The organism is Sphingobacterium micropteri (assembly GCF_014692515.1).
Lineage (GTDB): Bacteria > Bacteroidota > Bacteroidia > Sphingobacteriales > Sphingobacteriaceae > Sphingobacterium > Sphingobacterium micropteri.
The window spans coordinates 95,339-119,681 of record NZ_JACOIK010000004.1 but is presented as its reverse complement, the minus strand read 5'-3'; the positions used below and the strand labels follow the sequence as shown (position 1 = coordinate 119,681).

Here is a 24,343-nt window from a genome sequence, read left to right as displayed (position 1 = left end):
AAATAGGTGAAAGCTATTATATAGTCGGTAAAAGGGTGGGGCATTATCTGCCCCATTCATATTTTATACCCAAACTATACCATCGTCCAGGCATGGGAATAGCACTTGTTTCGATATACGTAACATCAAAGATGTTTTGTGCATCTGCATACACCGAAAGAAACGGAAAATTGTATCCAATTCGTAAATCCGTTAAGAAATAGGATTTATCTGATATACGCTGATGGAAGCGATTAGCTATAGAAGCATTCCAAATCCTATTGTTTGCCATGAAGAGTAGTTTTCCCTGGTGTTTTAGATTTTCTAGACTGTATTTGGATATAACCCCCTCTGTTTGCTCCAGAGAGGCATCCAGGTAGTTGTATCCGAGATTCACCCTATAGCGGATATTGTTTACTTGAAAAGTATATAGAAAATTAGTATTTATCCCATGTACTTTGTTTTTGCCGATATTAAATGGTTGGTAAGGATCGTTTACATCCGTTTTTATCCAATCGATAAAGTCTCGGATGTTCCGATAAAAATATCCTCCATGTGCAATAAAATTTGTGCTTTGAAATTTAATCGCTCCTTCGGTTTGCCAGGCATCTTCCGAAAATAAATCCGGATTGCCGATATTTCCCGGGCGTTGGTTTAAATAAAGGTCTGTAAACGAGGGGATACGCTGACTTGATCCGGTGTTGAATACGACTTTCCAATTCCGTGTAATGTTATAACCTAGATCTATACCCGGATAAACCTGCCAGCCATACTGTGTATTGTAGTTTATATATGCACCTGCATTGACGGTCAGGTTTTTTAGCTGTTCGGTTCTAAATTCTGCGTAGGCACCGTGGTTGTTTCGGTTGTGATCACCCATATTAGAACTTGCGATACGGTCGAGACGGGATTCCAAACCTAGACCAACATCTCCGAATGTAGTGTGATATCGACTGTTCAGCTCCATGGAGAACGCATTGGTATAATGCCGTGAACGTGCGGAGGAAAGGTTATGCTTAAAATAGCGGTAATCATCTTCGTTATAACGGTTGGTTATGCGCGGGCTAAGATAGAAACGTTCGGAAAGCTGATGTTTGGAGCTTATAGAAGCAAATATCGTTTCTACAATTTCTTCGGATTCTCGATCACCTGGAGCCGCATAAAAGCCATTAGCCCCGAAACGGTTGTACATATAGCTGCCTAACCATTCTACCTCGTTATTACCATCTAGCGCTAGATTTCCTTGATAGAAGATTTTATCGTTTTGGGATGCCGTATTGTAGCGTTGTCCGTTGGATTTTTCTTTGTTATAGTATAGCTGATGTTGATGTTTATCTTCAAACCAACCCGCTCCGATTTGCGTACCGGTGTGATAGTAAATGCCATCTTTGTCCTCTTCATCCCGGTTTTTAAACGAACTACCGGTATAGACGTTGGCTTGTATAGAGGTTTTGTCTACTGTCTTTGTAATGATATTAATCGCCCCGGTCAATGCGTTGATCCCGTAAATGCGTGCTGCTGCACCCCGAAGTACCTCTATTCTTTCGATTGCATCTAGGGGAATAGGTAGATTTAGACTATGATGCGCGGTCTGCGAATCGGAAACCTTCGCTCCATTGACCAGTATCAGCGTTTGCTCAAAGCTCCCTCCATCAATACTTACATCTGCCTGTGTACCAAACGGCCCACGTTGTCGCAAATCAACCCCGTTTAAGAGACCGAGCACCTCGTTCAAATTTTTGACCGGTAATTGTTTAATTTGCTCCGCATTCAAAATCTCCACATTCCTGTTGTCTTTACTAAATGGAATCTGTAATCGGTTTGCATGAACGGTCACTTCCTGAATACTGTCTTGTTTTGCTTCTTGCGCGTATCCCCATAACGGCAAAAATGCTACGGCTAATAATATCTGGTGATTATTTATGAATTTCATGCGGCAAAAGTATTATCTTTCCGGATTGTTATATGGTTCCAATTTTAATAAGATGAGTAGTCCGGTTTTAGATTTGTTCTCCAGTTTTGTGTTTATTGACCGAACATCGGCACAACCTATATATTTACAGGTTTCCCAACAGATGATTAATGCTATTCAGCGTGGATATTTATTGGTAGGTACAAAATTGCCGGGAACGAGAGCGCTAAGTGAAGTGTTAGGGGTACATCGCAAGACGGTGATTGCGATATACGATGAACTGGAGGCACAGGGATGGGTGGAGGTGCGACCGAACAAAGGTACGTTTGTCATCAATCAATCTCATCAGGTTAAGATGGACAAACCATACGAAAAATTGGTTTCACTGGCAAAATACCCTGTTCGCACCGGCTTTACATTTCGGCAATCTACCATTCTAGATAATCCCTTTGAATTCTCCAACAACCAATTGGTTTTTAATGACGGACAGCCAGACATACGGCTCACACAAATGCAGAACCTTTCCCGCTGGTATAGTGCGTCAATGAAACGTAAGCACAACTTGAAACGTCTTAGGGGCTATAATATGGAAGGAAGTGAATATTTTAGAGAGCAACTGAGCAACTATTTGAATTTTTCGCGAGGCCTGCACATTTCCAAAAATAACTTGCTTATCACCCGGAGTGTGGAAATGAGTTTATATATAATTTCGCAAATTTTGCTTTCGAAAGGTGATCAGGTTTTAGTCGGTGATTTGAGTATGTTTTCCGCCAACATGGTTTTTCAAAAAATGGGGGCGAGGGTAAGTACAATTCCAGTAGATGAAAGCGGTATCGATGTAGATTATATCCGCGCACGTTTTAAGCCGGGCGAGGTACGTGTGGTACATGTCACACCCCATCATCATTATCCGACCACCGTTACCCTATCTGCCCAAAAAAGAATCGCTTTGTTGCAGTTGGCTCAGGAATACGGTTTCATTATTGTAGAAGATGATTATGACTATGATTTTCAATACGACCAGACCGCAGTGATGCCCTTAGCAAGTGGCGATATCGATGGAATGGTCGTATATGTAGGATCGTTTGGAAAATCGCTTGCGCCTGCTTTTCGGAAAGGTTTTGTTGTAGCACCTGATAACTTTATTGTTGAAATGCGTAAATATTTAGGTATCATCGACAGACAGGGCGATGTGATTATGGAACAAGCTTTGGGAGAAATGATAGAGGAGGGTGAGATATATCGACACCTCAAAAAATCGATGAAGATATATCGTGAACGTCGGGATCTGTTCTGTGAAATTTTAGAAAAACGCTTTAATGGTATAGTCAAGTTCCAAAAGCCTTCGGGCGGTTTAGCGTTATGGACGACGTGGGATAAGCGGCTATCCCTCTTTAAGTTAGCGAATTTATGTAAAAAAGAGGATCTATTTATTCCAAAGAATTTATTATACCAAAACAATACGATATCTGGTATGCGGATAGGTTTTGGCCATTTAAATGAAGCCGAGATGGAGGAAGCGCTGGAGATACTACGGAGGGGGATGGTGAAAATATCCTAATGCCATTCCTCCCGTCCGATAATTTTTCCTTGTTGTATGTCCGATGTTCCTTCGTTTTGATCGGCTTTGAATTTGCCTTTTAAAGAAGGTTGTCCGGCATCTACCCAAGCAGAAAACCAATAAGATCCCGTACGCTGAATAGATTTTCGCATGCGATCTTCAACCATACCCTGCATGCGCTGATGGTATGCATTGGCATACGCGTCGGAATAGGTGGAAATAAGTATATTGTTCCGGGTAATATAACTTCGTTGTAGATGTTTGGGGAATGTGCTGGAAAGCTCTTTCTCGAATAATAATACCGAATCAACTAAGGCATTGCTTTCCCGTATAATGGCCCACGCCGAATCGAGTGGACTATCGAGATAGCGAGCTTTTCCGACGAACAGGTTATAATCATCGGCAAACATTTCCGGTAATCTGCTCTCCCAAAACGCATGAATACCGATTTGCCCGGTTAGCTGCCCATTATAGTTACGTGTTGTATGTAGCGGTACATGTGCATCTGAAACATAGTGACCGAGGTCGGCCGAATGACGAATAATGGCGTCTGTGTTTTTTTCCCGAAAAGCTTTCACCAATTTTTGGTAAGTGAAATAGATCTGCCATGGCACGATACCGTTGGCACGTAACTTACGCTCCTGAAATTTCTCCACCGCTTGGCTCCAATGTATGGGGATGGCGTCTACATGACCGTCTTCATATTCCTCTACGTCAATAAAATGTCTTGGTGATTCCAAAGAATCTACATAACATCGTTTATCGGCGTCCACCGCCTTTTCTGTAATCACATCAATGTGCTTTTTGTAGAACGCGGCAAGTTGTGTGGGTAGTGTAAACACGGCTGCATGATTAATTTTTTTGTGTGCATAAAATCCCCATGAACAGCATATGACGATAAGGAGCATGCAGAGCAGATAATTAAATTTATTGTACATAATTCACTCGTATAGATGGTTTGCTTGAAAGGTAATAAATTTATATTAAATATAGGTTATTCGTTTACTAATTAGCGGAAATTTAGTACTTTGGGGCTTGTTAAAAGGCTAGAAAGTTATCGTTCTAACTTTAAATATAAATACATGAAGATTCTATACGGAGTGCAAGGAACAGGGAACGGTCATTTATGTAGAGCGTTAGATATTATTCCAATACTGCAGACCTTAGGAGAAGTGGATGTGCTGGTGAGTGGTATCCAAGCGGATATAGAACTTCCATTTCCGGTAAAATATCGTCTACACGGTTTGAGCTTTATTTTCGGAAAATCGGGAGGTGTCGATTTGTGGCGGACTTTCATGAGTTCAACTGTCCGAAGATTTATTAAAGAGATTAATACGCTGCCAGTAGAGAATTACGATTTGATCATCAATGATTTTGAACCGATTTCGGCATGGGCTTGTCAAACACGAGATATACCTTGTGTCGGATTGAGCCATCAAATTGCAGCATTGCATCCCGCTAGTCCCAAACCCGAAGAAGCAGATATGCTAGGTAAATTTATCATGAAGAACTATGCGCCCGCCAGTACTTCTTACGGGTTCCATTTTAAATCCTATAACGATCACATCTATACACCTGTAATCCGGGAATCTGTTCGTCAGCTCGATCCAAAGGATAATGGGCATTATACTGTCTATTTGCCATCGTATGATGATGCCCATTTGTTGAAAAATCTTTCCAAATTTCCCGATATTCAATGGGATGTGTATTCCAAACATAATAAAAGTAAGTTTACGGTCAAGAATGTGACCATTAATCCCATACAGAGTGATACCTTTGTGAAAAGTATGGCTAATGCGGCCGGGGTGTTGTGTGGAGCAGGATTTGAAACCCCTGCAGAGGCGTTGTTTTTAGAAAAAAAATTGTTGGTGATTCCTATGAAGAATCAATACGAACAACACTTAAATGCAGCGGCTTTGGAACAAATGGGTGTTCCGGTAATTGGTAGCTTGAAGAAAAAGTTTGATTATGCTATGGAAGCATGGCTGAATAGCAAGAATAAAGTAAAGGTCGATTATCCCAATATGACAAGTGAAATTGTGATGAATATAGTAGAAAAACATAAACAATGAATATAAACAAGATTGGATTAGCCGTGATGGCAGTTACATGTACAGGAATGTCCGCAGCACAGGCGCAGGTTTTAAAATCAAATACCGATTCCGTATCCTATGCATTGGGTAAGGATGTAGGTTCTTCACTTACAAGCAGCGGTGTTAAGATTAATGCTGAAAGTTTCTTACAAGGTGTAAATGATGCTATACAGGGAAAAGAGGAATTGATTGGTGAAGAAGAGGGGATACGTATTATTAAGGCAGCTTTTGCAAAAGCGGCAGAGGAAAAAATCAATGTATTTAAGGAAGAAGAGATCGCCTTTTTCAATACCCTTAAGGAAAAGCCAAGTGTCCAACATCTTCAAGAAGGACTTTATTACGAAGTGATTCAAGAAGGAAGCGGACAGAAGCCTACGGGTGATGATGAAGTGACTGTACATTATAAAGGTACATTGGCGAATGGAAAGGTTTTTGATAATTCATATGAACGTGGAGAGCCGTTGGATATTGATTTAGCCAATGTTATTAAAGGATGGCAGTTGGGCATTCCATTAATGGCAAGTGGAGCTAAATATAAATTATATATCCCCTCTAGCTTAGGTTACGGTGAACGAGGTGCAGGAAGAGATATACCGCCTTATAGCCCATTGATTTTTGAAATCGAATTAATTGCTATAAAAGGCCAAGAAGCACCAGCTACGTTGTAGAGGAGTAAAAACGTCGTCAACAACAATGAAAGATGATAGCATTAAAGAAACTAGGACATTCCGTATTACAAGTTGCACCTATTGGTTTGGGGACGATGTCACTGAAAGGAGGTGCTACAAAACAAAACACGGAAGTTTTGCGACGTGCTGTCGAATTGGGTGTTAATTACTTTGATACGGCCGATTTGTACGAGCGGGGCATGAATGAGGATATGATCGGCCAAGTACTAGCACCGATACGTGACAAGGTCGTTTTAGCGACCAAAGTTGGCAATCAATGGCGTTCAGATGGTAGTGCGTGGGATTGGAAAGCTTCCAAAGCTTACATTCTCAAGGCAGTAGATGCTTCGTTAGCACGACTGAACACTGACTATATTGATTTATATCAATTGCATGGAGGTACAATAGAGGATCCGATAGATGAAATTATAGAAGCATTTGAACAGTTGGTAGAAGAAGGAAAAATCCGTTATTATGGCCTCTCTTCCATACGTCCAAACGTGATTAGGGCGTATGCGGAGAAATCAAATATCGTTAGTGTCATGATGCAATATAACCTATTAGATCGCCGACCTGAAGTTATATTTCCACTCCTGCGAGAGAAGAATATTTCCGTTATCAGTCGTGGTGCTTTGACACAGGGATTGTTAATTGATAAACCCGTAAAAGATTATTTGCAATTGACTTCCGGAGAAGTTGGACATGCACAACGGAATGTTGAAAAGCTGGCAAATTCATTGGGAATTAGTAAAACGCATCTTTTATTGGCGTATGTCCTTAGCCATCCTGTGGTGGAAGTTGCTGCGGTAGGCGTGCGTACGTCAGCGCAATTGAATGATCTCAAGGACGTTATAGACCGACCGGTCGTGTTGTCTGAAAATGATCGTGTAGAACTGGAGCGAGGTATCCGTAGATTGGTATATAAAGAGCATGTATAAAAACGTAGAGACGCAACATGTTGCGTCTCTACGTTCTTTTTTTCCTTTAAGAAAGGATAAACTGTACGTCAGCGTAAAATTTAACGTCCTCACTGACCATAACACCCCCTGTTTCTAAAGCGGCATTCCAGGTCAATCCGAAATCTTGTCGATTGATTTTTCCATTTACGGTATAACCGACTTTTTGATTTCCCCAAGGGTCTTTTGCTAAACCACCAAATTCAGCAACAAAGCTTGCTGGCTTAGTAACGTCTTTAATGGTTAGATCACCCGTTAATTCAAACTCGTCATCATCTATCCTTTTGATTTCATTTGTTTTAAAGCGAATGGTAGGATAAGCGTCAGCGTTGAAGAAATCAGCACCTCTTAAATGTTCGTCGCGTGACTCACTTTTGGTATTGATAGAAGCAGTTTTAATCGAAATATCTACGTTGGCTTGTGTTAGATCTTCTGCATTTCCATCTACCGTAACATCAAAATCGTGAAAATACCCTTTGACGTTAGAAATCATCATATGTTTTACTTTAAATTCTATTTCGCTATGCGCTTTGTCTAAGCTCCATGTTGCCATAATCTTATTTTATTTTTTAATTTAAACTTTAATTCTCTTGAACACTACAAATGTAGACCAAAAATCAGCACGGTACATTGATGTATGTTAAGAAAAAGAATGGGTTAGAACAGTGATGTTTGCCCTGAGTCGTCGAGATTAATATCATCAGGATTTGTAATTTCAAAGCTGACGTTGTCACGGTCGTTATCCTGCGATATAATCATTTCTTCATTTTCTCCTTCTTCTATGGTCCCCATATCCGTAAGGTCCTGTTTTACATTTTCTTCGGACGTTTCCTTTTCTGGCTGATCCACGGAAAGAAGCATGGCGTCTTCTGTTTGTTGCTCTATTTTTTCCGTAAGGTCAATGTCCTCCGTGATCAATTTTACGTTCTTCACCGTATGGAACGAAAGCCGATTACCTTGAGCGCGCATACCTTTGATATCGATAATCTCGTTTAGAGGTTGTTCTAACGTCTCTGGTGTTTGTGCTTTTCCTTTCAATAGATTTACACGAACCACTGGTTCTATGCCGTTTGTCAGGACAATAAGCTTAGAACCGGGGGCTTCGTTAATGAAGGAGAGACGTTTGCCGATGGGTTGATCGTCGAACTTGAAGCGTTTTACATAATATGTTCCCGATTTACCATCTTGATGAACAGCGGTATAAATATGTTCTGATACAAATTTCTCCATCCGCAAAACATGGCCGTCAAAGTGATTGCTGAGGTCAAAGCTGGAGAACTCGTAGGAGCCGTCCGGATACACTAATAAGATTTTGTCATCGCCATCAAATTCGCCTAAGTAACGGCCACGTTCGTCCGCATTCAGACGACGAAGAACATCATCAAACCATATTTTACGGCCGGCAAGCGTCGAAACACCCGCATTTTTGAATACTACCTTTTTCAATGGATATTTGGAAACGATATTGCCCTGCGAGCCTCTACCTTTGATCGCAATTTCCGCAAAATCAACATCGAAGTTGAGTTTACGTAATTTGGAATGTGGTTTCAGCTGTATATTGACGATTTCCGCTTCTCCATTTGGGTTGGCTGTGAAGTACAGTACTTTAGAGCCTTTTGTTCCCTTGGAAATATCGTATTCTTTATCCCGTGTGACACCGGTGACGGCAAACCGTTTGACATAACTTGTACCCGAAGTGCCATCTTTATAAATCGCATTGTAAATCGTACGGTCATCACCTTTTTTAAAAACAGCGACGTGAATGATATCTTTTCCGACAAAAACTTTGTCTTGTACTTTGGTGACGGAATATTTGCCGTCAGTGCGAAATACGATGATATCGTCTATGTCGGAACATTCCGATACAAATTCATCTTTACGCATGCCGGTTCCAATAAAACCCTCTACGCGGTTCACATACAACTTGGCATTGGCTAACGCCACTTGCGAAGCTTCTACCTTGTCGAAGATCCGGATTTCTGTTTTGCGTTCCCGTCCCTTACTATATTTGCTGCGTAAATGTTCGAACCAGTCGATTGTGAATTCCGTTAGGTTACGTAGATTTCTTTTAACCACCTTGATGTCATCCTCCAGTGCCTTCATCTGCTCGTCGGCTTTCTTTACATCGAAGCGCGTGATGCTACTCATCGGTTTATCGATCAGGCGTTTATAATCTTCAGGGGTGATCGCACGATAAAATTGATCGAAAAACGGTTCAAAGAGTTTATCTAATACGTGCACGACGGTATCAAAATCACCTGAATTTTCATAGGCAGGATGTTTATACATGCCCTCTTGTATAAAAATTTTCAGCAACGAACTGAAGAATATTTTTTCCTGCAATTCGTGAAGCTTAATCTCGAGTTCTCTTTTTAAGAGTGCTTTTGTTTGCTTGGTGTTTTCAATCAAGATATCGTTCACACTCATAAAGTGCGGTTTGTTATCGATGATAACACAGGTATTGGGAGAAATCGACGTTTCGCAGGCAGTAAAAGCATACAGCGCATCGATGGTTACGTCCGGAGAAATACCAGCGGCCAAATGCACGATAATTTCTACATTTTTAGCGGTATTATCTTCAATGCGTTTAATTTTTATTTTGCCTTTTTCGTTGGCCGTAACTACACTGTCAATCAAACCGCCTGTCGTTGTCCCGTAAGGAATTTCGGTGATGGCAAGCGTCTTTTTATCCCGTTCTTCAATTTTAGCACGTACGCGGATTTTTCCGCCTCGACGCCCTTCACTATAATTGGAGACGTCAGCAAGTCCTCCCGTCGGAAAATCTGGAAAGAGATGGGGACGCTCGCCTTTTAGTACCTGTATAGCACCATCAATCAACTCGATAAAGTTATGCGGCATGATTTTAGTCGCCAATCCGACGGCGATCCCTTCTGCACCTTGTGCTAAGAGGAGCGGAAATTTTACCGGTAAGGTAACGGGTTCTTTATTTCGTCCGTCGTAACTTAATTGCCATTCGGTCGTATCGGGGTTGAAGATTACTTCGTTCGCGAATTTAGACAACCGACCCTCGATATACCGCGGCGCAGCTGCGGAATCGCCCGTTATCGGATCGCCCCAGTTTCCCTGACAGTCGATTAATAGATCTTTCTGCCCGATCTGAACCATGGCGTCGCCAATAGAGGCATCGCCATGCGGATGGTATTTCATCGTATTACCAATCACATTGGCGGCTTTGTTGTAGCGCCCGTCGTCCATTTCCTTTAAGGAATGCAGGATACGTCGTTGTACAGGTTTAAAACCATCGTTGATATGCGGCACAGCACGATCCAGGATAACGTATGAAGCATAATCCAGAAACCAGTTTTCATACAGACCCGATAGGGGTATCGTGGTCGAATTTAACTCGTGTTCGGGATGGTCTGTGTTCTGATCTGGATTTCCGTTCGGAAAATTTGTCTCTTCGTTCATTTAAAATAAAATGCCTTTTATTTTGATACAGTTTGTTTCACTTTGAAAGTAAGTAAAAGTACGAAAAAACGAAGAATCCTAAAAGAAATTCGTGTGATGATTTGATTTAGTCATCGTGATAAAGAAAATCTTCCACACATAAATTTGTTTCATCAAACAGCTGCGCAAAAAAGTCTGCCGACAACGTCAGTTTTTCCCCTGCTATTTTTGTTTCCTTCAGCAGATATACGGCATTGTCAAAGGAGATTATAAATTCTTCCTGCGTTTATTTTGTTTTAGCGTTCATGTATGCAAAATTATCGTCCGGCAACGCCGGTTTTCAGCCTGTTATTTTTGTGACATGGAGCGGGTACGCGGGATTGTCGGACGACAAAACAAAATCTTCTTTCCATGATTTTGTTTCGTTAGACGAATATCTAGAAATGTCGTCCGATAATCCGAAATTTCCGTTCACTTTTTTTGTTTTGTCAGACGACTTTTTGTTTTTGTTAGACGGTTTTTTTGAAAACTTGTCTGTTTTTTATTTTCTGAGCGGTGTACTTGCAAAACGGTAAAAAAGTGTATTTAAATGCTTTTAAAGGCTGTTTTTTGATGAAAAAGCCTATTGTAAATAGGCCTTTCATGGGGCAAAATCCTGCCAAAAATATTTTTGAGGTACCCCTCATTTTGGCAGGATTTTATCCTATACATATCAGAAAAAATGTGTATGGGCCTTGCCGGAATGTTAAAGCAACGAAAAATCCGTTTCTTTCACATCGCTGGAACTCGTGCCGATAAATAGCTTGAAATCGCCCGGTTCGGCCACAAACTCCAGCTCGTTGTTGTAAAACTTCAGATCATCGACCGTAATCTCAAAGCGGATATCACGACTTTCCCCTTTTTTCAGAAAAACCTTCTGAAAGCCTTTAAGCTCCTTCACCGGACGCGTAACTGAACCCACCAGGTCACGGATATACAGCTGAACAACTTCTTCGCCATCATAATTACCCGTATTGCTCAGGGTAATCGTAGCGGTGAGTTTGTCATCGGCACCCATCGTGTTTTTATCCAATTGGATATCGCCGTAGTTGAATGTGGTGTAACTTAAACCATAACCAAAAGGATAGAGGGGCTCGTTCGTAACGTCTAGATAGTTCGAACGAAATTTTTCAAACCATGCGCCATCAGCCAAGGGGCGTCCGGTATTTTTGGCGCTATAATAAAGCGGAATTTGTCCTACGTTTTGCGGAAATGTAGCCGGTAGTTTACCGGAAGGATTCACTTCGCCAAAGAGCACATCGGCCACCGCTTTACCTGTTTCGGTACCCCCAAACCAAACATTCAATATAGCAGGAACATGTTCGTTTTCCCAAGTCAATGTTAAGGGCCGGCCTGCAAACAAAACCAATACAACAGGTTTACCTGTTTTTAGTAATGCCTCCAATAACCGCTTTTGGGTATCCGGGATGTCCAGATCGGTACGGCTGGAACTTTCACCACTCATCTCGGAGGATTCGCCAAGTGCGGCTACGATAACATCCGCCGATTCCGCTACTTGCAATGCTTCGGCAATGATTTCGTCTTCCGGTCGCTCGTCTCGTGGTATGGTGCGCCCAAACATGGTGGCGCGTTCTTGATAGGCAGCATCCGCCATTAAATTGGCCCCCAGATGCTGTACGATCTTCACTTGATCGCCTAGCGCAGCTTGCATACCTTCTAATAGGCTAGGCGTATTCGCCAGATCAGCACTCACACTCCACGTTCCGGGCATATTCGCTCGGGTGTTGGATAACGGACCAATTAACGCAACTGTGCCTTCTTTTTTCAGCGGGAGGATATTATTTTCGTTCTTTAATAGCACAAAAGATTTGCCGGCGATTTCACGCGCTTTGGCTAAATGGGCGGTCGTGAGGATGTTGTTTTTTGCCCGTTCCTCATCGCAATAGCGAAACGGATCGTCAAAAAGTCCTAACTTATATTTTGTTTCTAATATTAGTCGGCAAGCTTCATCAATTTCCGCTAGCGTCACTTTTTCTTCATTTAGTGATTTTTTTAACGTTGTAAGATAACCTTCGCCAACCATATCCATGTGTACACCGGCTTTCAACGCTAAAGCGGATACGGCTTGTAGATCACCCAAGCCGTGATCAATAAGTTCGTTAATCGCGGTATAGTCGGTAACGACCATCCCTTTGAATCCCCATTGGTTGCGTAAAACATCCGTCATCAGCCATCTATTTGCAGTAGCAGGTACACCATTGATATCGTTAAACGATGTCATCACCGTTCCGGCACCGGCATCGATGGCGGCTTTGTAGGGCGGGAAGTATTCGTTATACATCCGGTGCAGACTCATATCGGTTGTATGGTAATCTCTTCCAGCTTCGGCGGCACCATAAAGCGCAAAGTGTTTCACACAGGCCATCAAGGTATAGTTTGCAGCGAGATCATCACCTTGATAACCTTTGACCATTTCTGCTGCAATGCGCGAGCTAAGGTAGGTGTCTTCGCCACTTCCTTCGGATATCCGGCCCCAACGCGGATCCCGGGAAATATCGACCATCGGAGAGAATGTCCAGTTCAAACCATCTGCGCTGGCTTCTACCGCGGCGATACGTGCTGATTCGCGAATAAGCTCCATATCCCAAGTGGCTGCTAAACCGAGCGGGATAGGAAACATCGTTTTATACCCATGAATAACGTCCATACCGAAAATAATAGGGATGCCCAAGCGCGATTGTTTAACCGCTAATTCTTGTGCTGCTCTGATTTTGCCGGGGGAAGACATACTGAAGATTCCACCGATTTCGCCTGCCTTTATTTTAGCTTCTACACCGGTAGACACAACCGAGCCCGTCACGGCTTCGCCTCCGGTAACAAGATTTAGCTGTCCAATTTTTTCTTCCACGGTCATCTTGCCCATGAGATCTGCGATAAATTGATCCATTTTGGTGTCGGTTTGGGCAAAAGCAGAGGAGCAAATGGAAATAGTTAATACGACTATGGAACGTACGATCTTCTTCATGGCTACAATTTTACTTGATATATGTACTGGTAAAACCTAGTTTTTTCAAACCTTCTTGTACATCCGGCGCACCCATGAAGAGATTCCAGATGAAACCATCTTTATAGTTTTGGATCATGACGACCATCGGACCTTGATCAATGGCAAGATAACGTTGAGGATACCAATTTTCTGTTTCGCTATAGGCATCATAGAATCCGTATTTGCCCCATACCTTGTCGCCAATGCTATCTTTTAAATAGCGCATAAAGCTGATGCTTTCCTTTGGTGTGTAAGGTATGGATGAAATAGCTGCTGTGGGGGAGATCACACCGGTAGGATCATTGTCCGGATGATGGGCATTATATCCATTTGTAGAATAACTTGCTGTCCAACCCCAGCCTTTGTCTGTTCCATAACCTTTGAACTGTTTCGGGTTCTCTTTGGCGTAAGCAATATTGATTTTGGTATGGTTTGTAACCACATCTTGATAATTTGCATATTGATCGGATAGTCCCATTGGATTAAGTCCTAAAAAGGAATAGTGTGACCAGAATAGCGGACCTATTTCGCCTTCTTTTGCATTGTGTTTCAATACGGTCGGAATATCATATTTTGTAACGGATGTACGGATAGCACCGTCACGGGTCCAACCTTTATGGTAAGTGTCTGCTGGAATGGCATGGGTAGGGGATGAAGCCCCCAGAATGTAAGCAATCATACATTCGTCAAATCCTTGAATCGAATGATTCATGCCCCAGCCGTGTTTGGGGCTCCAGTGCCAATAAAGTACATCTTTCCCGTTCCGATAGAAATCCCAATTGATGCCTTTCCAGAGTTCATCAGCTTTAGCGGCTATTTTCTTCTCCGCATCGCTACCGTTTTTATAATATTCTCGGATGCAGATCAAGGCTTCAGCCATAAATGCCGTCTCCACGATATCGCCGCCATCGTCTGCGTCACTAAAAGCCTTCGGTTCTCCGGTATCACCGTGATACCAATGTGACCATACGCCTTGAAACCGATCGACCGTATCAAGAAAGTTCAGCGCTTTTTCAAAACGTGCCAGTCCTTCTTCTTTGGTGATAAATTCATTATGTATCCCTACCAAGACAGACATTAAACCAAAACCGCTTCCACCGATAGTAATAACGTTTTCATCATTTTGAGGATATTCGCCATCTATGTGAATCCGTTCTCTGGCCAATCCGGAGTTAGGTTCAGCCCCATCCCAGAAATATTGGAAGGTTTGTTCTTGAACGAGATTTATTAGCGAATCATCAGATAATGTTTTCTCGGCCTCTGAGTCCGTACTGTTTTCTGTTTTGGGAGCGGAACAATTTAGGAATAATATACTTAGTACGGTTGTGAATGTCAAATAGGTAAACTTCATTGTTGAAAATTATGAGTTTTGAAATTAACTATCGGATCTCAGCGGATCCGATAGTTGGTAAAGGGGTATCAAATATTAATTTGACGGTTGTATGCGCATCGCGTTAATATAAAAGAACTTGTTTGCATGTGTATTGTTGGCGCCTGCGGTTACGGTTATCGTAATTTCTCCATCATTGTTCGGAGTAACTGCACTAGGGCTACAGACTACCGGTGGATGTGCTGGCGGCGTAGTAGAAGTAAGTACAGACACGGTACTGGTATTTGCTCCTTCTGCGATAAAGGCGGTTTCCCTTACATTTACATCACCTCCCTCTCTAGATGCATAGTAGCAGAGTTCATAGGATTTTTCAGGATCCAGTCCGTAAAGTTTAAACACGCCTTTTTCAAAGGCTGGCGTCGTTCCCCAATCCAAAGCATGCCCAAAGAAAGATCTTCGCGCTACAGATTCGGGTATTGGAAATACCGTTGGATTAGCTAACGGGACACCGTTAGTATTTACGCCATTGAATCGTTCGAGCATGGTGTAAGATATTCCGGTAAATTCGTTATTGATGTCCTTCAGATTAGAGATAGAAAAACCAACAGCATTTGTCGTAATACCGTTCCATCCATCCACAGCAGTAGCTTGTCCAAAATCAAGATAGATTGGATCGACAAATTCAAAACTGCCACCCCAGTCTTTGTAATCGACCATATCTGTCACTTCTAGTGGTGTAGTAATGGCTGTGTGGGCAGCATGTTGCGCGATCTCGGCTTCATAATCCGACATACCAGCCGGCTTGTATGCATTGCCGATCACGCTTTGTCCAGTGATGGCTTCAAACCATACACATGCCGCCGTGTACCGGCCGATACCGCTGTTTAGATGGTAGCCATCGCGTGTAACATTGTCGCCGATAATACTGGTCCGCACGTTTTGAATAGCTGTTCCAGCTGGAACAACGAGGTCAATGTGAACCAAATCTTTCGCCCTGTTTACGGCATCAACGATGGCATTATACATCTTGGTCTGATCCCGATCATAGTTGGCAAATCCTTCATGTGTCGAGTTTTGTGCATACGCCCAAGTTTGATGCAATAGGAATTTGACTTCGGGATTCTTTGCACGAGGGGTTACGTATTTGTATATAAAAGGCAGTGTGTCTTCCCAGGTGTCGTACTGACCCGAGTTTTGGCTGACTTGCTGAAAGCTGATATGTGTCCAGTTTTCTTCAGAAAGAGCGCGGTGTATTGTATATCCTGCCGTGGTTGTTTTCTCACCTTCACGATCGATCTTTCGGAAGCTGTATGCACCTTCATTTTGCCGGATATTATCCTCATGGTTTTTGAGAGACGCGCCACCGACATAGAGATTTCCAATGGTAACAGATATCCCAGCAGCATCGAAAAGCCCGTAGAGGTGTTCCTCAAGGGCATCCTCAGAAAAGCTATTCCCTATAGCGAGGATGCGAATGCTTCCATCATCCGCCGGATCGGGGATGATTTCTCCCATAACGGGATGCTCCATTTTCTGACAGGAGCTGAAGGTTAGTGTCCCGGCTAAGATGCCAAATAGCCACAATAAACCCGTATATATATTTTTTTTCATATCAATATATGCTTAATGTATGTTATAATCAATAATCTGGATTTTGAATCAATACGCCGTTAGAACGGTCTATTTCAGCTTGTGGGAGAGGATAGAAGCGATTTCGTAATTGATAGTTTGTATGTCCAGCAGCATGCATCGTCTCTACGTCGATTCCCCAACGTATTAGATCATAAAACCGCTCGTTCTCCATCCCAAGTTCCACTTGGCGTTCGTGACGTATCGCCTGGCGCAACTCCTCTTGATTCCGTGTTGTAACCTCCGGTAAAATATTGCTGTTGTTTCCCCGTGCACGGGCTCTTACCTGTTCGAGGTAATCCAAAGCTAAATCAATATTGGCATCACCTCCTATTTCGTTGGCGGCTTCGGCAGCAAGTAAAACGATGTCGGCATAACGAATAATCCGGACATTAAACCATTGACCCATTCGGCTACCGTATTGATCTCTTAAGTCCGGATTGGTGTATACCTTTTTATTCCAGTACGGTCTTGGCAGATTGTTTGGCAATGTTTCTCCGTAAGGGGCGTTGGTCTGGCCACTAAATAATACCGTTGCTTCCAACCGTGGATCGCCCGGCTCGAAAGCATTGATGAGTCTGGCCGTAGGGATATTCCATCCCCAACCAAGATCCCATTCTCCCGAACCACGAACACCTTGGCGACTTGCATAAGTGACACCAAAATTATTCACCCCATCATAAAGAGCCTGTATTTCAAAGATAGACTCTTTGCTGTTTTCACTTTGCTCTCGGAAGATCATGTCGTAAGGAACACTGAGATCATAAACTCCCGAGTTAATAACAGCCTGTGCAGAGTTCAATGCCTCTTGATAACGCTGACGCGCGATAAAGGTTTTGGTTTGTAGCGCCAATGCAGTACCTCGCGTGACACGTCCTGGGAAACCAGCCCAAGTCTCGGGTAAATAGGCTACGGCATCCTTTAGATCGGTATCAATAAGTTCGTAAATCTGCGGAATGGTGGATTTTGGTCGATTTGCCGAAGCCTGATCTGTAATCCGAAAATCAATAATTGGAACTTCGCCAAATGTGCGCACTAGGTTAAAATAAGCCCATGCGCGAAGAAATTTGGCTTCACCAATATTGGCAAGCGTGCCGTCTGTGAGATTGTCTAAAGAGTCCGCTGCCGACAAGATGTTGTTGGATAAGTTTATGAGACCAAAATGCCCGGACCAATAACCGTTGACGAGCCAGTGATCGAGTGAATAATTGAATTCGTCATAGATCGGACCTGCAGAAGCGGCGTCACCTGGACTACTTCCTACCTGTGCATCGTCTGAACGGACGTTATGTAGAGCCACATATTGTAAGCCGCTTGTTCCTTCACTGCGCAAACCGGAATAGGCAGCAAATACCTGTTCCTCTAAGGAACCTGTAGGCAAATCCTCTTCGGTAAAGCGTCCCTTTGGTTTAATATCCAACCAATCTGTACTGCAACTCGCCGTTAATAGAAGTATCATTACGGACAAGGCAAATACCGCTTTGTTTTTTTTATATATTTTCATTTCAATCTTCATTTTCGATTTTAAAAATTCATGTTCAAACCAAAGGTATACACGGCGGGAACAGGATAGGTGCCGCCATCGACTCCAAAAGAAGTCGCGCTACCGCCAATTTCCGGTGTAAACCCTGTATTATTAGACAGCGTAAACACGTTTTGTGCATTTAAAAATAATCTCAGATTTTTTAATTTCAATCTGGATACCGTTTCCCGTGGGAAAGTATATGCTAACGTCACATCACGTAAGCGGAAAAAGCTTCCGTCTTCAATATAATATGTCGAGTATTGCCTATTGTTAGCGCGGCCTTCATCTAAAATCGGTTCCCAATTGCTGCTGCCAGGAGTTGTCCAGCGCGCCATGCGATCTTGTAGAAAGTTAATCGTGGCGAACTGGCTCTGGTTCCATGTGCGCATAATTTCGTTGCCGTACACACCTTGGAATTCTAAGCCAAGGCTGAAGTTCTTATAGGTTGATGATAACGAGATGCCATAATAAAAATCCGGGGTAGGATTACCAATATATGTACGGTCGTTGGCATCTATTGTTCCGTTTCCATCAATGTCACGAAATTTGATATCTCCAGGTCGGAAGACCCCGCCTACTACACCGTTAGCGGGATATTGATCCACTTCGGCTTGTGTTTGGAAAATACCGTCATGAATGTAACCAAAGAAATAGCCGATCGGCTGACCGGTATTGGTTCTTGACGGGCCGTCCACTACTTGAAAACCATCGGTAGAAAGTTGTTTGACCATATTTTCCACGGTAGTGATATTTCCGCCAACAGATATAGACCAGTCATCCTTTATAGGTTGGGTCCATCTTGCGGAGGCTTCAATACCCTTATTTTCAATCTCACCAAGGTTACTTAACCCCGGAATAGAACCAAACATACCGGGTACCCTGGTCATTACACCGTCCGTATTTTTGTAATAATAAACAGCTTCGAGGTCTAATCTATTTTGAAAAGCTGCCAGTTCAAAACCAACCTCCCAACTTTTTACGATTTCCCAACGCAGGTTCGGATCTGGTATATATTCTGGTCCGTAAGCAGGAATTAATCTATTGCCGAATACCGCTGAATTTCCCGCAGTAAGTTGTGCATACATCGGGTAACGGTTACCACCTACATTCTGGTTGCCCAAGGAACCCCATGACCCACGAATTTTTAAATTGTTGATAGCTGTTACATCTTCCATAAAAGCTTCTCGGGAAGCTACCCAAGCGCCACCAATGGCGAAGAAATTTTGCCAAGGGTTATTCAATGCGAAAGCCGAAGAACCATCACGTCTAAAGGAGGTATTGAGTAAATATTTGCCATCGTAATTATACAATACACGTGCCATATAGGATAATGTCCGGTATTCCGATCCTGTTCCGTTGCCGGTTTGGGTACCTACGTCGCCAATGCTGACATACCAATAGTCCGGGTCGTTGGGAATGGGCAATCCGCTGTCACCCTCTGTTCTGCGGGCGGAGGTGCTTTCCATGCCTTGTATATAGGTTGTATAGCCTAGCAAGCCCGTGAAGTTGTGCAAACCAAAACTGTTCTTATAGTTTAACAACCAGTCGGTTTGGTATTTGTAGTGCTTGTTCTGTTCCTGACTGACTGCGGTTAATAGATTTCCTACATAGTCTGTTTTATCATCCTCGGCAATATCCGGATTGTATTGTGCTACGACACCATCGTATGTTCTGAAATTGTTGAAACCATAGTCAGCGGATAAGTTAACGCGGAAATTGAAATGCGAAAGGAAATCAACTTCGGCGTATCCGTTGGCCAACACGCGGTAGTTTAACCGGATATTGGAGTTCTTTCTTTCCTCGATCGCCAACAAAGGATTGTACACCTGCGCCCGTTGAAAATCGGGCATCGTGTGGTATAGTCGGTATTCTTCGTTATATACCGGAGCTATCGGCGCCGCCTGTATTGCGCCGAATACTCCACGCTCGACAGGGAGTTGTGCTCTGTATCCATTAAGTACGATACCTGTGCGGAAATTATCGGTCAGCTTTAGTTCATCCGCAATATTAAACGTAAATTGATTGTGTCGCTCATGGTTAATAACACCCTCATCATGGGAATAACCTAAACCCATTCGAAAACTATTACGCTCCGTCGCACCACTAACACTTAGATTGTTGTAATTCAAGATACCGTTTTTGAAGATCTGATCTTGCCAGTCTGTATCGCCCGTCCAATGTGTATAGTCGTATTCAACATTCCCTTGATTAAACAACTGCTCATCATATAGTTCCTTAAATTGGGCGGCATTGGCCATTTTCATGCGATGGTTGACATCTTTTATACCAATACGAGAACTAAATTCAAAATTCAGCTGTCCTGTTTTTGCTCTTTTTGTCGTAACGGCAATTACCCCATTTGCTCCGCGAACACCAAAGATAGCTAAAGACGAGGGATCCTTTAATACTTCGATACTCTCAATGTCAGCAGGGTTCAAAAAGTTGATATTGTCATTCAATAGTCCATCCACTACGTAAAGCGGTTTTACGGAGTTGATGGAGTTCGTACCCCGAATACGGATGTCTGGCTCTTGGCCTGGGCGTCCGGAATTGGTTACTTGTAGACCAGCTACCTTACCTTGAAGATTGGCCACCGGATTCGTACCGGGTTTGTCGACGATATCTTCACCTTTTACTTGGGTAATGGAACCGGTTAAATCTCTTTTTTGAGCAGTACCATAACCAATAACAACAACTTCTTCTAAAGCTTGGTCTTCACTGACCAAGAAAACATCTATAGTTTCCTGATCGCCGACCTCGACCGTCTGGGCAGTGTACCCAATAAAACGAAAAGTTAGCGCATCTGTAGGATTCGCCTCAATCGAAAACCGTCCAGCGGCATCCGTCTGGCTTCCCGTGCCATCCGGTTTAGAAATGGTCACCCCTGGAAGACCAATTAAAGATCCGCTGTCTTTGACTGTTCCGGTGACCGTTCTAACCTGTGCATACCCATAAGATAAGGTAGCGGTTAAGAACAAAAAAAGTATAAATAACTTCCTCATAAAACTAGTTTGTTAATGTTTATAATTGTGACACAATAACAGGTTATCGTAACACCGTGCATATAATCATAACAAAGATGTGATGTATAAGGTTTTAGGCAAAATAAAGCCGTTGCACATTACTACATCATACGTTTGGTGCTGCTACAGAAAGGGTTTGTTACTGACTTATTTATCTGATTATTAGATTTTTAGTGTTAATTCGAGCTTGCTCAAATATTTTTAGTTAGTGTTTTTTGTACACTATGATGATGTAGTAATAATGATGTAGTTTTTTATCGTTCTAATAAGAATTCTGTTAGATTTTTTTCTGTCGGAAGATTGAATTTTTTACGTAAACGGTACCGTCTTATCTCTACACCCCGTGTCGTAATGTTGAGTAGAGACGCCATATCTTTACTTGACATGTTGAGTCGCAAATAAGCACATAGCTTGAGATCATTTGGAGATAAGGATGGATAATCGGCCTTTAGTTTTTTGAAGAAGTTTTCGTGCGACTCATTAAAGCTTTTTTCAAAGACATCCCAATCGCGCTCATCGCTACGGGCATTATCCATGAGTTTGTTTATTTTTTGCAATTGGTCTGCGGATAGCTTGTTGCCGCCTTTGTCTTTAATGTTGAGGAGTTCCTCTTGCAGATTGTTTAACAGTTCGTTTTTGTATACGATATTCGTCGCCACATTAGCAATCTCTCGGCTTTTTTGCGCTAATTCCTGCTCCAATTGTGCATTTTTTAATTGCATGAGCTTTTTCTCGTTTTGCTCGACTTCACGGCGCAACAATTCTTCTTGACGACGACGCAGTTTATGTCGCAGCTGGAGCTTATCTTGTTTTATTTTTTTGATGATACGACGTCGTACAATCATAAAACCAAATCCCAGTATAATAAGGTATAAAAGAAGTGCAGGCCATTGCAGATAAAATGGCGGTTTAATCGTGAACGTAATCTGACTGATGTCTGAAATCTGTCCGTTAGTGGCTAAGGCGCGTACTTTAAATACATAGGTGCCCCAAGAAAGATTCGTGAAGTCAATATAAGGTATTTCCGAAGGACTTGACCATTTATTATGGTACCCCTCTAATTGATACTGGTATTTTAAGGGCGTACTGGAATACCAAGGGGACGAGAATAGGACACGTATGTTGTTCTGGTGATAAGGAATAGATTTTTCGATGCCTAGATAAAGAATAGAATCACCGCTCATCATGGAGATATCCTGTAACCCTTTGATGATAGGACTTTTGATCGGTAAGTTATGTCTGAAATGCGGATTGTAGGCAACAAAACCGTTATCCAACGCAAAAAGAAATCGATCCGCGGCAAACTCCACATTTTCATGATTTTTCATAACCGTATTCTCTAGCACATTAAACGTGGCAGAATCAACGTGAATGTTATTGTCTTTCCACTCTACTAAAGCAAAACGTCCGTCATGGATAAAAATGTAAGTGCCATTGTCTCGCTCTTTTATGCTAGCGGCGTAGGCAAAAGAACCGAGTGATTTATTTAAATCGCTGTATACATCGAATTTTCCCAATACCTTATCGTAGATAAAAATACCTTTATCGGTCGCGAAAACTGTATTGCCCCGTATACTAGTTGGTGTGATCCGCTGGATGTCGGGGAAATCTTCTATAAAGGAGAAGGTCTTTAAGGTTTTTAGCGATGGCTGGGTTGTAGAAAGTTCTAAAAGCTGAATGTTATTGTTTAACACAGCCCAAAAGCTCCTATTCTCCCAAGGATAAAGTTTAAGGACGGCTTGTTTCAGTTCTTTAAACCTGTGATTTAATTGCCATCCTTGTCGGTTTTCAAATAGCGCTATGCCGGTGTAATTTCCTTGTATGAAAAAAGGATCGTCAGGTGTGAGCTGGATGTTTTGCCAACCTCCGGTCCAACTCGATATTCGTTCTATACGATTATCTTTCACTAAAAAAGTGCCATCATTATGTCCACATATAAGTTGATTGTTGAATATTTCCAGTGACCAAACTTGTCCTTGTGAATTAGGGATGAATTGAAATTGAAGCTGTTGGAGGTAACTATCTGCTGTCCAAGAGCTATAAAATAAGCCTTGATTCGTTCCGAGATATATTTTGTCTTGAAATACCTTGATGGCATATACGGTACCTAACTCTCCAAAAATATCTTTGTAGTAATAAAAAGGAGAGTTAATTTCGATGCGATCGATACCATTATCTAATCCAGCCCATATATTACCCTGCTTATCCAATACCATGCTAAGTACGGTATTGTTTTGAAGCCCATTTCGTTTATGGATATGTTGGAGGATTTTTCCTGTTTTATCGGCAATGAAAATGCCATTTTTTATGGTTCCGAACGCAAATGTGTTATCATCTATCTTAATGCCGTTATTTATTTGCGCTTCTTTAAGAAGTTGGTTTAATTGGGAATTCGTATTCCATGGGGAAGCTGTTCCGTTGGTGTTTAGTAAAAAAAGACCGTTTTTTGCTGTTCCAACCAGTATCTCGTTTGTACCGAAGGGAAGTAGTACCAAAACGTTCGTCAGTCGCGTTTCCAAAGGAGTAAAGCCATTAGGCCCCCAGGAACTTAGTCCACTTGGAATCTTTTCTAGCCATATATGGTCTCCTGTTTTATGGGCAAAGAGGAATGGTTCTCCGTTTCCATAATGTGTCGTTATTTTATCCTGATGCAGGAGATAAAATTTAGAGAATGACTGAAAGATAATGGAATCACCGCTGATGAGGATTTTCCATATCTCGTCGTTTTGGATGACACCGGGCTCTATCAAATGTGTTAAGGAATGATATTGAAGCTTTCCGTTCTTCTTTTCAAAATAACCGAATTCCGCTTTGCCACCCGCATATATCTTCCCGTCGTCCGCAACACGGACACTTCGCGCCCCCGCTTTATTTTTCAATGGATATATCTCCCAATAGGAGCCGTCGAATGTGATTATACCATCACCATTAGCAGCATATATCACCCCATCTTGTCCTTGATCAATACTCCAATTCTGGTTTCCTGCTTTATATTGCGATTTGGTGTAATTCTGTACGTACGGACTCCCGATAGAGGAAATGGACTGTCCATAACAGTATACGCTTAGAAGTAACCAAAACAACAAATTTAAGATACGTAATATCATATATTTCCTTTACGAACTTTGCAAGTTACAAACTCAGATGCTTTTTAGCAAAAGCTTCGTTAAACCTCCGCTGTTAAGGTTTAATGAATGTTTAATATCTCTAGCT

Annotated in this window: 15 protein-coding genes; 5 read left to right on the top strand and 10 right to left on the bottom strand. The window is 42.3% G+C overall.

Annotation, left to right across the window (positions count from 1 at the left end):
- Positions 1-43: 43 nt before the first annotated feature.
- The gene (locus H8B06_RS06480; RefSeq protein ID WP_190993482.1) at positions 44-1,912 is read right to left on the bottom strand and encodes a TonB-dependent receptor plug domain-containing protein; all 1,869 of its coding nucleotides are present in this window, start codon (positions 1,910-1,912) and stop codon (positions 44-46) included.
- 52 nt (positions 1,913-1,964) lie between these two features.
- On the opposite strand from H8B06_RS06480, the gene H8B06_RS06475 reads away from it, so the two are divergent.
- The gene (locus tag H8B06_RS06475; protein ID WP_190993481.1) at positions 1,965-3,452 is read left to right on the top strand and encodes an aminotransferase-like domain-containing protein; all 1,488 of its coding nucleotides are present in this window, start codon (positions 1,965-1,967) and stop codon (positions 3,450-3,452) included.
- Here H8B06_RS06475 and H8B06_RS06470 read toward each other — a convergent pair.
- On the bottom strand, positions 3,449-4,390 hold the full coding sequence (locus H8B06_RS06470) for a zinc dependent phospholipase C family protein (protein WP_190993480.1): 942 nt from the start codon (positions 4,388-4,390) through the stop codon (positions 3,449-3,451). The two genes, H8B06_RS06475 and H8B06_RS06470, sit on opposite strands and share 4 nt — an antisense overlap.
- A gap of 144 nt (positions 4,391-4,534) precedes the next feature.
- Between H8B06_RS06470 and H8B06_RS06465 the strand changes: the two genes are divergently transcribed.
- From H8B06_RS06465 to H8B06_RS06455, 3 genes are read left to right on the top strand one after another with little or no spacing between them, the layout of a single operon-like run.
- Positions 4,535-5,524, top strand: coding sequence for a glycosyltransferase family protein (locus H8B06_RS06465; RefSeq protein WP_190993479.1), 990 nt, complete (start codon positions 4,535-4,537; stop codon positions 5,522-5,524).
- Positions 5,521-6,213: an FKBP-type peptidyl-prolyl cis-trans isomerase gene (locus H8B06_RS06460; protein WP_190993478.1), complete on the top strand. Its 693-nt coding sequence runs from the start codon at positions 5,521-5,523 to the stop codon at positions 6,211-6,213. The genes H8B06_RS06465 and H8B06_RS06460 overlap by 4 nt, the downstream gene beginning before the upstream one ends.
- A gap of 32 nt (positions 6,214-6,245) precedes the next feature.
- A complete protein-coding gene (locus H8B06_RS06455) occupies positions 6,246-7,151 on the top strand; it encodes an aldo/keto reductase (RefSeq protein WP_223857510.1) in 906 nt (301 codons plus the stop codon).
- A gap of 46 nt (positions 7,152-7,197) precedes the next feature.
- Here the strand turns inward: H8B06_RS06455 and H8B06_RS06450 are convergent, their stop codons facing one another.
- Positions 7,198-7,722 carry a YceI family protein gene (locus H8B06_RS06450; RefSeq protein WP_190993477.1) on the bottom strand — a complete coding sequence of 175 codons (525 nt, stop codon included), beginning with the start codon at positions 7,720-7,722 and terminating at the stop codon, positions 7,198-7,200.
- Between the two features lie 104 nt (positions 7,723-7,826).
- Complete coding sequence (locus H8B06_RS06445) at positions 7,827-10,598, bottom strand: DNA gyrase/topoisomerase IV subunit A (RefSeq protein WP_190993476.1); 2,772 nt, start codon at positions 10,596-10,598, stop codon at positions 7,827-7,829.
- Between the two features lie 284 nt (positions 10,599-10,882).
- On the opposite strand from H8B06_RS06445, the gene H8B06_RS06440 reads away from it, so the two are divergent.
- Positions 10,883-11,152 carry a hypothetical protein gene (locus H8B06_RS06440; protein ID WP_130140011.1) on the top strand — a complete coding sequence of 90 codons (270 nt, stop codon included), beginning with the start codon at positions 10,883-10,885 and terminating at the stop codon, positions 11,150-11,152.
- 170 nt (positions 11,153-11,322) lie between these two features.
- On the opposite strand, the gene bglX is transcribed toward H8B06_RS06440, so the two are convergent.
- The 6 genes from bglX to H8B06_RS06410 form a co-directional block, all read right to left on the bottom strand.
- On the bottom strand, positions 11,323-13,602 hold the full coding sequence (gene bglX, locus H8B06_RS06435; protein WP_190993475.1) for a beta-glucosidase BglX: 2,280 nt from the start codon (positions 13,600-13,602) through the stop codon (positions 11,323-11,325).
- 10 nt (positions 13,603-13,612) lie between these two features.
- Positions 13,613-14,974, bottom strand: coding sequence for a glucoamylase family protein (locus tag H8B06_RS06430; protein WP_190993474.1), 1,362 nt, complete (start codon positions 14,972-14,974; stop codon positions 13,613-13,615).
- A 75-nt stretch (positions 14,975-15,049) separates the two neighbouring features.
- Entirely contained in the window at positions 15,050-16,564 is a 1,515-nt protein-coding gene (locus H8B06_RS06425) for a DUF4886 domain-containing protein (protein ID WP_190993473.1), read from the bottom strand.
- A gap of 28 nt (positions 16,565-16,592) precedes the next feature.
- Positions 16,593-18,086: a RagB/SusD family nutrient uptake outer membrane protein gene (locus tag H8B06_RS06420; RefSeq protein ID WP_190993472.1), complete on the bottom strand. Its 1,494-nt coding sequence runs from the start codon at positions 18,084-18,086 to the stop codon at positions 16,593-16,595.
- 20 nt (positions 18,087-18,106) lie between these two features.
- Positions 18,107-21,109, bottom strand: a complete 3,003-nt coding sequence (locus tag H8B06_RS06415; RefSeq protein WP_190993471.1) for a SusC/RagA family TonB-linked outer membrane protein — start codon at positions 21,107-21,109, stop codon at positions 18,107-18,109.
- Positions 21,110-21,384: 275 nt separating this feature from the next.
- Positions 21,385-24,237 carry a helix-turn-helix and ligand-binding sensor domain-containing protein gene (locus H8B06_RS06410; RefSeq protein ID WP_190993470.1) on the bottom strand — a complete coding sequence of 951 codons (2,853 nt, stop codon included), beginning with the start codon at positions 24,235-24,237 and terminating at the stop codon, positions 21,385-21,387.
- Positions 24,238-24,343: the final 106 nt, after the last annotated feature.